The organism is Marinobacterium zhoushanense, assembly GCF_014641945.1.
In the GTDB taxonomy this organism is placed as follows: domain Bacteria; phylum Pseudomonadota; class Gammaproteobacteria; order Pseudomonadales; family Balneatricaceae; genus Marinobacterium_D; species Marinobacterium_D zhoushanense.
Map to the genome: position 1 here is coordinate 43,851 of NZ_BMIJ01000005.1, position 12,031 is coordinate 55,881.

Sequence of the window (12,031 nt, forward strand, 5' to 3'; positions counted from 1 at the left end):
ATCAGGATCCTGCCAGCTTTTGCTCGATGACCGCCATCAGCTGCATACCGATGTCCAGGCCGAACTGGGCATCCAGTTCGCGCAGGCAGGTGGGGCTGGTCACGTTGATCTCGGTCAGGTAGTCACCGATGACATCGAGGCCGACGAACAGCAGACCTTCCTCACGCAAGGTTGGGCCGACCTGTTCAGCGATCCAGCGATCGCGGTCGGTCAGCGGACGCCCCTCGCCACGACCGCCGGCGGCCAGGTTGCCGCGGGTTTCACCGGCCAGTGGGACACGGGCCAGGGCGTAGGGCACCGGCTCGCCGTTGATCATCAGAATGCGTTTGTCGCCATCGACGATCTCGGGGATGTATTTCTGCGCCATGATGGTCTGCGATCCATGCGCGGTCAGGGTTTCGATGATGACACCCAGGTTCACGCCATCCTCGGTGATGCGGAAGATCGACGCGCCGCCCATGCCATCCAGGGGCTTGAGGATCACATCCTTGTGCTCGGCATGGAAGGCACGCAGCAGCTGCTCATCGCGGGTGACCAGTACCGGCGGGCAGCACTGGGGGAAATGGGTGGCGAACAGCTTTTCGTTGAAGTCGCGCAGCGCCTGGGTGCGGTTGACGATCAGCACGCCCTCCTGCTCGGCCAGGGCCAGCAGGTGGGTGGTGTAGATGAATTCGTTGTTGAACGGCGGATCCTTGCGCATCAGCACCACGTCGAGATCGGCCAGCGGGCGGATCTGGTACTCGTCGCGCTCGAACCAGCTCTGCGGATCCATCGCCACCCGTAGCGGTGCCATCTTGGCCTGCACGGTGCCGTCGCGCATGAACAGATGGCGCTGCTCCATGTAGTGGAGCTCCCAGCCCTTGCGCTGGGCGGCCCAGAGCAGGGCCAGCGAGGTGTCTTTCTTGAAGGCGATCGACTCGATCGGGTCCATCACGATACCGACTTTAATCGTCATCTGGTCATCCTATATTCTGAGTTAGCCCAAATCGCCCCAGAGGTACTGCAGTACGGCGGCAGCGGCTACCGGGGCGGTTTCGGTGCGCATCACCCTCGGGCCGAAGGCCACAGGTCTGAACCCGGCGTTCAGCGCCTGAGCGACCTCCTCCTCGGTCAGACCACCCTCGGGGCCGATCAGCAGTGCCACCGACGCGGGCTTGGGCAACATGCCCAGGGGTTCGGCTGTGTGATGATGCAGCACCAGTTTTAGTTCCGCGTCGACACTGGCGAGCCAGTCCGACAGCGGTTGCGGCTCTTCAATCTCCGTCACCTTGCAGCGCTGACTCTGTTCACAGGCGCTGATCGCGATCTGCTGCCAGTGGCGCTGTCGCTTCTCCTGGCGCTCCTGATTCAGGCGTACCTCGCAGCGCTCGGTAAACAGCGGACAGATACGACCGACACCCAGCTCGGTGGCCTTCTGGATCGCGTAATCCATGCGCTCGCCGCGCGAGATAGACTGGCCGACGATCAATCGCAGTGGCGATTCCCGTCCCGGCTCGCAGCTCTCCCCGATGCTGGCCATCGCCCGTTTCTTCGATACCTCGCGCAGTTCGGCCGGGTATTCGTGGCCGTCGCCGTTGAACAGCACCAGCTGGGCGCCCTCGCCCAAACGCAGCACCTTGATGCAGTGGTTGAAGGCGTTGTCATCCAGCTCGATACAGGCTCCGCTGTTCAGCGTGCCGGGATGGTAAACGCGGGGAATTCGCATAGCTTTTGTCTGTCGGCCAAATAGGGGGATTATGCCACAAGCCATTCCGCCAGCAGAATCTTATGGCAGTGTCTGTCAGAGGATATCGGCGTCGATCTCCAGATCCTCGTCAAGCAGGGCTTCATAATCGCTGCGTTCCAGCGGACGGCTGAGCAGGTAACCCTGCACCAGGTCGCAGCCCATCTGCCGCAACTCATGCAGTTGGGCTTCGGTCTCCACCCCCTCGGCGACCACTTTCAGACGCAGGCCGTGGGCCAGGTGCAGGATCGCCTCGATGATCTTGCAGCTTTGCGGACTGGATTCGATATCGTCGATGAAGCTGCGGTCGATCTTGATATGGTCGATATCCAGGTTGCGAATCCGGCTCAGCGACGAATATCCGGTGCCGAAGTCGTCGATCGAGATCTGTACGCCAAGCTGGCGCACGGCATCGATCTGCTCCTGAATCCGCTCCATATCCTCGATCAGCACACCCTCGGTCAGTTCCAGTTCCAGGTGCTGCAGCAACTGGAGATCGCCGTTGAAGGCGGTGTTCAGCAGTTGCTCAAAGTCGGGCCGCAGGAAGCTGATGCCGGACAGGTTCAATGCCAGCCGGGGCATGTTCAAACCCTGCTCGGACCACTGGCGCAATTGGCGGGCAACCGCGTTGAGTACCCAGAGGTCGATGCGTTTGACCAGACCGGTCTGCTCGGCGAAGGGGATAAATACGGCAGGGGAGATCAGCCCCTGTTGCGGGTGGCGCCAACGCAGCAGCACCTCGGCGCTGACCGGCTGGTTGCTGTTCAGGTTGAAGATCGGCTGGAACACCAGGAAGAACTGGTCTTCCTCCAGGGCGACCTGGATATCCTGCCACAGGGTCAGGCGCTGATCGACCGGAGAGGTGGTCAGGGCGTTGAACCAGACCCAGTCACGCTCGTCGCGACGCGCCGAGCGCAGCGCTTCTTCGGCGCGGCCGATCAGCTGAAACTCCTGATCACCGTCGCCGGGGTAGAGGCTGACGCCGATGCGGCCGTGCAGGGTGAAGGGCTGACCATCCACCGACACCGGGGTGGCGATGGTCTCCAGCAGCTCACGCAGCAGGGCTTTCAACGTTTCATCGTCGCCGGCCTCGGGACGGACCAGGGTCAGGGTATCTTCGCCGTGGCGCGCCAGCACATCGTCAACCCGCAGGTGGGTTCGGAGGCGCTCGACAATAAGATTCAACACCCGGTTACTACACTCCCGGCCCCATTGGGTGGTGATCTCGCGCAGCAGCACCAAGCGAATCACCAGCACGGCGAGACGCGAGTCATAGCGCTGCTGACGGCTGATCTCCCTCTCCAGCGCTTCCCCCAGCGCCTGGCGGTTATACAGTCGGGTGACCGGGTCGAACTCCTCCAGAAAGCGGGCATGCTCGCTGAGCTTGCGCAGGCGCAACGCGTCCAGAGCCTGGCTCTGCAGCAGCTCGACGGCGCGGGCCAGCGTACCGAGTTCATCCCTGCGCTGGGTGCCGCAAACCTCTCCCTCCAGGTGGCCCTCGCCCAGCCTGCGCGCGGCCTGGCAGAGCTGGGCGATGGGGGTGCTGATGTTGTGCGCGATGATCAGCGCCGCGGCCAGAGTGATCAACAGCAGCGTCAGCATCAGGATCGCCAGGGTCAATAGCCGCTCCATCAGTTGGCGGTCGATATCCTGAAGATGCACGCCGGATCCGAGTAACCAGTTGCTACCCGCGATGCGTGTTACATAGCTGACTTTGGCGCTTTCGCTGCCGAGCTGTCCCTGGTCATCGCTGACTGCCCAGTGATAGTGCCAGAACACCTCATTCCGGTTGCCCAACTGGGTTAGCAGGTCGGTGAGCAGTCTGCCCCCCCGGCTGTCGGTGAGGCTCGATATGTCGGTGCCTTCCAGCTCCGGGCGCCCGGCGTCACTGATCATCTGTCCGGATGCGTCGAGCAGAAACAGATAGTTGCCCTGGCGATAACGGGCGCTGTCCAGATGCATACGGACCTGGGCGATGAGCTGGTCATGGCTGATCTGGTTGGCGGTGAAGCGGGCGTGGAGATCGGTAATGGTACCGGCGGTCGCTTCGACGACACTGCGAATCTCGTTTTTGCGGGCGTCGATCAAATCGTTTCGGTGCAGGAGGGCGGCGAGGGCGGTGGAGATCAGGATGCTGAACAATGACAGGGAGACCAGCAAAAGCAGCTTACGCCGGATACTGAAATGGCTCAGCGATAGCAAAGGTCTGTTGTTACGCATCGGCGGTTGCTTGACTCCTGACAGGCCGAAGTGGGTGGCCCGAATAGAGGCTGGGTCGTCAGCCCCCACTATCCATTTTTATTGTCGTCCGCGACCACTGAGGGCCGGGATAAAAAACCCGGCACAATGGCCGGGTTCGAAGCAGTCTAGACCTATCCGGGCTCAGAGGCCAGCCTCTTGGCGCAGCATCTCCGCGCGGTCAGTCTTTTCCCAGGGGAAGGCGGTGAAAGTGTCGTTGCCCACAGTCATTTCAAAGGGTTGGCGGCCGAAATGGCCATAGGCCGCAGTCTGCTGGTACATCGGGTGCAGCAGGTCGAGCATGCGCGTGATCGCGTAGGGGCGCAGATCGAAATGCTCGCGCACCAGCTGGATGATCCGGTCATCGCTGATCTTGCCGGTGCCGAAGGTATTGATCGAGACAGAGGTCGGCTCGGCCACACCGATGGCGTAGGAGACCTGGATCTCGCAGCGGTCGGCCAGGCCTGCCGCGACGATGTTCTTGGCCACATAACGACCGGCATAGGCGGCGGAGCGGTCCACCTTGGACGGGTCCTTGCCGGAGAACGCACCACCGCCGTGACGGGCCATGCCGCCGTAGGTGTCGACAATGATCTTGCGCCCGGTCAGACCGCAGTCGCCGACAGGGCCGCCGATGACGAACTTGCCGGTCGGGTTAATGTGATACTGGGTGCCCTTGTGCAGCAGTTCAGGCGGCAGCACATGCTTGATGATCAGCTCCTGCACCGCTTCTTGCAGGTCGGCCTGGGAGACATCCGGGTTGTGCTGGGTGGACAGTACCACGGCGTCGATCGCCACCGGCTTGCCGTGCTCGTAGCGACAGGTGACCTGGGACTTGGCGTCCGGGCGCAACCAGGGCAGCAGACCGGACTTGCGGGTCTCGGCCTGACGCTCCACCAGGCGGTGGGCAAAGGTGATCGGTGCCGGCATCAGCACGTCGGTCTCGTTGCTGGCGTAGCCGAACATCAGACCCTGGTCGCCGGCACCCTGGTCCTCCGGTTTGCTGCGATCGACGCCCTGGGCGATATCCACCGACTGCTTGCCGATGATATTGAGCACGCCGCAGGTTTCGCCGTCGTAGCCGACATCGGATGAGGTGTAGCCGATATCGCAGATCACCTTGCGCACTAGATCTTCAAGGTCGACCCAGGCAGTGGTGGAGATCTCGCCGGAGACGATGGCGACACCGGTCTTGACCATGGTTTCACATGCCACACGGGCATGCATATCCTCGGCGATGATGGCATCGAGTACCGCGTCGGAGATCTGGTCGGCGATTTTGTCCGGATGCCCTTCGGAAACGGACTCGGAGGTGAACAGGCTGTATTCGCTCATCTGTACACTGGACCCTTAAAACGTGTGTGTTTACGGCGCTCGATTCGCACCATATGTGTGTTTCGAAACGGCCATTTTAGCGGTCCGAAGGCTGGAAAGCATAATCGGATCGTGTAAACCGAATGAAAATTTTACCGGGTTGGCATGAATTTGCCTCAAATCGGGTCAATTCGATTTGAAGCTGAGTGTTTTCTGCGCGAAAATTGCGCCCTTCATTTTTGATCTTCTCACCCGCAAATTGGGCCAGGCCCAGGAGTAGAGTAAATGTCCTCTCGTCGAGAACTTGCCAACGCGATCCGCGCGTTGAGCATGGACGCCGTTCAGAAAGCCAAATCCGGTCACCCCGGTGCCCCGATGGGCATGGCGGATATCGCCGAAGTGCTGTGGAACGATTTCCTCAAGCATAACCCGAGTAATCCGCACTGGTTCGACCGCGACCGCTTCGTTCTGTCCAACGGTCATGGTTCCATGCTGATCTACTCGCTGCTGCACCTGACCGGCTATGACCTCGGCATCGACGATCTGAAGAACTTCCGTCAGTTGCACTCCAGGACTGCAGGCCACCCGGAATACGGCTACGCGCCGGGCGTGGAAACCACCACCGGCCCTCTGGGTCAGGGGATCACCAACGCCGTGGGCATGGCGATCGCCGAAAAGGTGCTGGCGGCACAGTTCAATCGTGACGGTCACGACATCGTCGATCACTACACCTACGCCTTCATGGGCGATGGCTGCATGATGGAGGGTATCTCCCACGAAGCCTGCGCACTGGCCGGCACTCTGGGCCTGGGCAAGCTGATTGCGTTCTGGGATGACAACGGCATCTCCATCGACGGCGAGGTCGAGGGCTGGTTCACCGACGACACCCCGGCCCGTTTCGAAGCCTACGGCTGGCAGGTGATCCGCGGCGTCGACGGTCACGATGCCGACCAGATCCGCGCTGCCATCGAACAGGCGCGCGAGAATCAGGCGCGTCCGACGCTGATCTGCTGCAAGACGATCATCGGTTTCGGTGCACCGAACAAGCAGGGCAAAGAGGATTGCCACGGCGCACCGCTGGGCGACGACGAGATCGCGCTGGCGCGTAAAGAGCTGAACTGGAACTATCCGGCGTTCGAAGTCCCGGCCGAGCTGTACAGCGAGTGGGATGCGAAAGAAGCCGGTTCCCATGCCGAGAACGAGTGGAATGAGCGTCTGGCCGCTTACCGTACCGCCTATCCGGAGCTGGCCGAAGAACTGCTGCGTCGTCTGTCCGGCGAGCTGCCCACCGACTTCGTCGAGAAGGCCGATGCCTGGATCAAGGAAGTGGCCGACAAGGGCGAGAACATCGCCTCCCGTAAAGCCTCGCAGAACGCCCTGAACGCCTTCGGTCCGCTGCTGCCCGAGTTCCTCGGCGGCTCTGCCGACCTGGCCGGCTCCAACCTGACCCTCTGGTCCGGTGCCAAGGGTGTCAGCCGCGACGATGCCAACGGCAACTATGTCTACTACGGCGTGCGCGAGTTTGGCATGAGCGCGATCATGAACGGTATCGCCCTGCACGGCGGCTTCATCCCCTACGGCGCGACCTTCCTGGTGTTCATGGAGTACGCCCGTAACGCCGTGCGCATGGCCGCGCTGATGAAGCAGCGGGTGATCTTCGTCTACACCCACGACTCCATCGGTCTTGGCGAAGATGGTCCGACCCATCAGCCGATCGAGCAGATCGCCAACCTGCGTCAGACCCCGAACATGAACACCTGGCGTCCCTGCGATGCGGTGGAATCCGCGATCGCCTGGAAGGCCGCGGTACTGCGCACTGACGGCCCCAGCGCGCTGATCTTCTCGCGTCAGAACCTGCCGGCCCAGCCGCGCACCGAGGCTCAGCTCGACGACGTACTGCGTGGCGGTTACATCCTCAGCGACTGCGACGGCGAACCGGAAGTGATCCTGATCGCCACCGGCTCCGAAGTGGCGCTGGCGGTGGATTCCGCCGAAGCCCTGCGTGCCGAGCAGCGTCGTGTGCGTGTCGTGTCCATGCCCTGCACCGAGCGTTTCGATGCCCAGGACAAGCGCTACCGCGACAGCGTGCTGCCGCCGAGCGTGACCGCGCGTATCGCCATCGAAGCCGCTCACGCCGACTTCTGGTACAAGTATGTCGGCCTTGACGGCGCCATCATCGGCATGCGCAGCTTCGGCGAATCGGCTCCGGCCGGCGAGCTGTTCAAGCACTTTGGCTTCACCGTCGACAAGGTCGTCGGTCAGGCCAAGGCGCTGATCTGATGCATCCGGGGCGGCATCTAGCCGCCCCGTTGCCGCGATAACCTCATTTGTTTCTGGTTCGGTAACGACAGCATGGCCTATCGGGTTGCGATAAACGGGTATGGGCGTATAGGTCAGAGCGTGCTGCGCGCGATCTATGAGCGCGACCTGCAGCATGAGCTGCAGCTGGTGGCGCTGAACGAGCTGTCCGATATCGACACGGTTACCTACCTGACCCGCTACGACACCACCCATGGGCGCTTTCCGCTGCCGGTCAGCAACGACGGCGAGTCGCTACTGATCGCCGAAGACCGCATCCGGGTACTGAACCAGGAGGATCCGCGTCAGTTGCCCTGGGGCGAACTGGATCTGGACCTGGTGCTGGAGTGCTCCGGCTCGTTCAGCAACCGTGCCATGGCCGAGCAGCATCTGGCCGCCGGCGCCAGGCGACTGCTGTTCTCCCAGCCGGCGCAGCCGGACGTGGATGCCACCATCGTCTGCGGGGTCAATCAGCACAGCCTGAAGGTCTCGGACCGTGTGGTCTCGGCGGCGTCCTGTACCACCAACTGCGTGATCCCGATACTGGACCTGCTCGACCGCCATTTCGGCATCGAACAGGGGTTGACCACCACCATCCACTCGGCGATGAACGATCAGCCGGTGATCGACAGTTACCACCGCACCGACCTGCGCCTGACCCGCAGCGCGCTGCAGTCGATTATCCCGGTGGATACCGGTCTCGATCGCGGTATCGACCGGCTGCTGCCGCAGTTGGCCGGGCGTTTCCGCTGCCTGCATGTGCGCGTGCCGACGATCAATGTCTCGCTGATGGATATGTCGCTGAACCTGAAGCGCGATACCAATGCCGAGGAGGTCAACGCGCTGCTGCGCTCGGCTGCTGAGTCGGGCCCCCTGCTGGGACTTCTGGGTTATACCGAGGAGCCGCATGCTTCGGTAGACTTCAACCGCGATCCGCGCTCCGGTGTGGTCGACGGTACCCAGACCCGGGTCGCCGGAGAGCGGATGCTGAAACTGATGTGCTGGTTCGACAACGAATGGGGTTTCGCCAACCGGATGCTGGATGTGGCGCAGCACTGGCTGAATCTGCGCTGAGCCGCTCGCGGGCGGTTCGGCCGACACGTTTTATAACAACTAACACAGACTAACGGGAAACTGCGATGAGCGTATTGAAGATGAGCGAGCTGGATCTGGCGGGCAAACGCGTGCTGATCCGTGAAGATCTCAACGTTCCGGTGAAAAATGGCCAGGTAACCTCCGATGCGCGTATTCGCGCCTCCCTGCCGACCATTGAGATGGCACTGAAAGCGGGCGCCAAGGTGATGGTGATGTCGCACCTGGGTCGTCCGACCGAAGGCGAGTACGACGAGCAGTACTCTCTCGCACCCGTTGCCGCCCATATCGGCAAACTGCTGGGCCGCGACGTACCGCTGGTTAAGGATTGGCTCGACGGTGGCTTCGAGCTGCACGAGGGTGAGCTGGTCCTGCTCGAGAACGTGCGCTTCAACCCCGGCGAGAAGAAGGACAACGAAGCGTTGGCGAAACAGATGGCGGCGCTGTGCGACGTCTACGTCATGGACGCCTTCGGTACCGCGCACCGCGCCCAGGCTTCGACCCACGGTGTCGGCAAGTTCGCGCCCATCGCCTGCGCAGGTCCATTACTGGCCAACGAGCTGGAGGCGCTGGGCAAGGCGCTGGACAAGCCGGCCCGGCCGATGGCCGCCATCGTGGGCGGTTCCAAGGTATCGACTAAACTGGAAGTCTTGAACGCCCTGTCGGAGAAGTGCGATCAGTTGATCGTCGGTGGCGGTATCGCCAACACCTTCCTTGCCGCCGCGGGCAAGCCGGTGGGCAAGTCGCTGTGCGAGCATGACCTGGTCGACACCGCCAAGGCGCTGATGGCCAAGGTCAGCATCCCGCTGCCGGTGGATGTGGTGGTGGCCAAGGCGTTTGCGGAGGACGCGGAAGCTACTATTAAATCGGTGGACGATGTGGCCGAGGATGACATGATTCTCGATATTGGCCCGCAGTCGGCGGCGAATCTGGCCAACCTGCTCAAGGGCGCCGGCACCATCATCTGGAACGGCCCGGTGGGCGTGTTCGAGTTCGACCAGTTCGGCGAGGGCACCAAGACCCTGTCGCTGGCGATCGCCGACAGCGCGGGCTTCTCCATCGCCGGCGGTGGCGATACCCTGGCCGCGGTGGACAAGTACGAGATCGCCGACAAGGTCTCCTACATCTCAACCGGTGGCGGTGCTTTCCTCGAGTTCGTCGAGGGCAAGACCCTGCCGGCAGTGGCGATGCTGGAGCAGCGCGCGGCACAGTAATAGAACGGGATCGCCCCGGGTTATGTACCTGAGGCGGTCGCAATGAGTTTTACGGAAACAGACAATCCAAGGGTGAATCGATATGGCACTGATCTCTATGCGTCAGCTGCTGGACCATGCTGCCGAACAGGGCTATGGCATTCCGGCGTTTAACGTCAATAACCTCGAACAGATGCGTGCCATCATGGAAGCGGCGGCCAAGACCGACTCGCCGGTGATCGTGCAGGCATCCGCAGGTGCGCGCAAGTACGCCGGTTCCAACTTCCTCAAGCACATGATCCTGGCAGCGATCGAAGAGTTTCCGCATATCCCGGTGTGTATGCACCAGGATCACGGCACCAGCCCGGCGGTGTGCCAGCGTTCTATCGCTCTCGGTTTCTCCTCCGTCATGATGGACGGCTCCCTCGGCACCGACGGCAAGACCCCGACCAGTTACGAGTACAACGTGGACGTGACCCGTCGCACCGTCGAGATGGCACACGCCTGCGGCGTCTCCGTCGAGGGTGAATTGGGCTGCCTGGGCTCGCTGGAAACCGGCATGGCCGGTGAAGAGGACGGTATCGGGGCCGAGGGCGTGCTGTCCCACGACCAGATGTTGACCGATCCGGACGAGGCCGCCGAGTTCGTCAAGGCCACCAACGTGGATGCGCTGGCGATCGCCTGCGGCACCTCTCACGGTGCCTACAAGTTCACCAAGCCGCCCACCGGCGACACCCTGGCGATCGGCCGTATCAAGGAGATCCACGCCCGTATCCCCAACACCCACCTGGTAATGCATGGCTCCTCCTCGGTACCGCAGGAGTGGCTGGCGATCATCAACGAGTTCGGTGGCGAGATCCCGGAAACCTACGGTGTGCCGGTGGAGCAGATCGTCGAGGGGATCAAGTACGGCGTGCGCAAGGTCAACATCGATACCGACCTGCGCCTGGCGTCAACCGGAGCGGTGCGTCGCTTCATGGCGCAGAACCCATCCGAGTTCGACCCGCGCAAGTTCCTCAAGGAAACCATCTCGGCGATGCGCGATATCTGCATCGCCCGCTACGAAGCCTTCGGCACCGCGGGCAATGCGAGCAAGATCAACGCGATCTCGCTGGAAGATATGGCCGTCGCCTACGAGGCGGGCAAGCTGGACGCCAAGGTCAACTGATCGAGATCCAGAGTATCAAGGGCGGCCAACGGGCCGCCCTTCTTCGTTGTGCAAAAGGAATTCAGCCATGCGTTATCTGGTCTTTGTCACCCTGCTCTGGGCGTTCTCGTTCAGCCTGATCGGCGAGTATCTGGCCGGTCGGGTGGACAGTTACTTCGCCGTGCTCACCCGCATTCTGTTGGCCGGTGCGCTGTTTCTGCCGCTGCTGCGCTGGCGGGGGCTGCCCCCTGGCCTGGTCTGGGGCATCATCGGCTGCGGCGCGTTGCAGTTCGGTGTCACCTATATCTGCCTGTACCAGTCGTTCTCCTTCCTGACCGTGCCCGAGGTGCTGCTGTTTACCATCACCACGCCGCTCTATGTGGCGTTGATCGATGAGGGTCTGCAGGGGCGTTTCTCCGTCGGCCCGCTGCTGTCGACGGCACTGGCCGTGGTCGGCGCGGGGATCATCCGTTACGACCATATCTCCGACGACTACCTGCTCGGCTTCCTGATTCTGCAGCTGGCCAACGCCGCCTTCGCCGCGGGGCAGGTGGGCTATGCCCATCTGGTACGGCGTTACCGGGTGCAGGGGCCGCTGCATCGCAGCTTCGGCTTCTTCTTCGTCGGTGCTCTGGCCGTGGTGCTGCCTGCGTTCCTGTTGCTGGGGAATCCGGACAAGCTGCCGCAGACAACGCTGCAGTGGGGTGTGCTGGCCTGGCTCGGTCTGGCCGCTTCGGGGCTTGGTTTCTACCTCTGGAACAAGGGCGCAACGCTGGTGGATGGCGGTACGCTGGGGATCATGAACAACGCTCTGGTGCCGGCCGGACTGGTGGTGAATCTGCTGCTGTGGAACCGGGATGCGGACCTGCTTCGGTTGAGTCTCGGCGGCGGTGTGATCCTGCTCTCGCTCTGGGTAAACCGGTTTTGGGCTGAGCAGCATCCAAAGGTGAAAACCGTTTGAGCCGCTGAGCTAAGACGCTTCCCAGCCCGCGCGCCGTCGGGCAGGATAGGGCAAGGATGTCGATC

The 12,031-nt window shown here is 62.3% G+C and carries 9 protein-coding genes; 5 read left to right on the forward strand and 4 right to left on the reverse strand.

The genetic code is table 11. The annotated features are described in order from the left end of the window. Window position 1: 1 nt before the first annotated feature. From gshB to metK, 4 genes are all read right to left on the reverse strand, one after another. Window positions 2-955, reverse strand: a complete 954-nt coding sequence (gshB, locus tag IEX40_RS12500; RefSeq protein ID WP_188748762.1) for a glutathione synthase — start codon at window positions 953-955, stop codon at window positions 2-4. A 21-nt stretch (window positions 956-976) separates the two neighbouring features. Beyond that, window positions 977-1,705 (reverse strand): 16S rRNA (uracil(1498)-N(3))-methyltransferase, encoded by a 729-nt coding sequence (locus IEX40_RS12505; protein WP_188748764.1) that lies wholly within the window; start codon window positions 1,703-1,705, stop codon window positions 977-979. A gap of 75 nt (window positions 1,706-1,780) precedes the next feature. After that, window positions 1,781-3,943: a putative bifunctional diguanylate cyclase/phosphodiesterase gene (locus IEX40_RS12510; RefSeq protein ID WP_188748765.1), complete on the reverse strand. Its 2,163-nt coding sequence runs from the start codon at window positions 3,941-3,943 to the stop codon at window positions 1,781-1,783. A gap of 162 nt (window positions 3,944-4,105) precedes the next feature. Next, a complete protein-coding gene (metK, locus tag IEX40_RS12515) occupies window positions 4,106-5,296 on the reverse strand; it encodes a methionine adenosyltransferase (RefSeq protein ID WP_188748768.1) in 1,191 nt (396 codons plus the stop codon). Window positions 5,297-5,560: 264 nt separating this feature from the next. Between metK and tkt the strand changes: the two genes are divergently transcribed. The 5 genes from tkt (at window position 5,561) to IEX40_RS12540 (ending at window position 11,966) form a co-directional block, all read left to right on the forward strand. Further along, complete coding sequence (tkt, locus tag IEX40_RS12520) at window positions 5,561-7,555, forward strand: transketolase (protein ID WP_188748770.1); 1,995 nt, start codon at window positions 5,561-5,563, stop codon at window positions 7,553-7,555. Window positions 7,556-7,627: 72 nt separating this feature from the next. Then, window positions 7,628-8,647, forward strand: coding sequence for a type I glyceraldehyde-3-phosphate dehydrogenase (locus IEX40_RS12525; protein ID WP_188748772.1), 1,020 nt, complete (start codon window positions 7,628-7,630; stop codon window positions 8,645-8,647). A 65-nt stretch (window positions 8,648-8,712) separates the two neighbouring features. After that, complete coding sequence (locus tag IEX40_RS12530) at window positions 8,713-9,879, forward strand: phosphoglycerate kinase (RefSeq protein ID WP_188748774.1); 1,167 nt, start codon at window positions 8,713-8,715, stop codon at window positions 9,877-9,879. A gap of 82 nt (window positions 9,880-9,961) precedes the next feature. Beyond that, window positions 9,962-11,026 (forward strand): class II fructose-bisphosphate aldolase, encoded by a 1,065-nt coding sequence (gene fba, locus IEX40_RS12535; protein ID WP_188748776.1) that lies wholly within the window; start codon window positions 9,962-9,964, stop codon window positions 11,024-11,026. Window positions 11,027-11,093: 67 nt separating this feature from the next. Further along, complete coding sequence (locus IEX40_RS12540) at window positions 11,094-11,966, forward strand: DMT family transporter (RefSeq protein ID WP_188748778.1); 873 nt, start codon at window positions 11,094-11,096, stop codon at window positions 11,964-11,966. Window positions 11,967-12,031 lie beyond the last annotated feature (65 nt).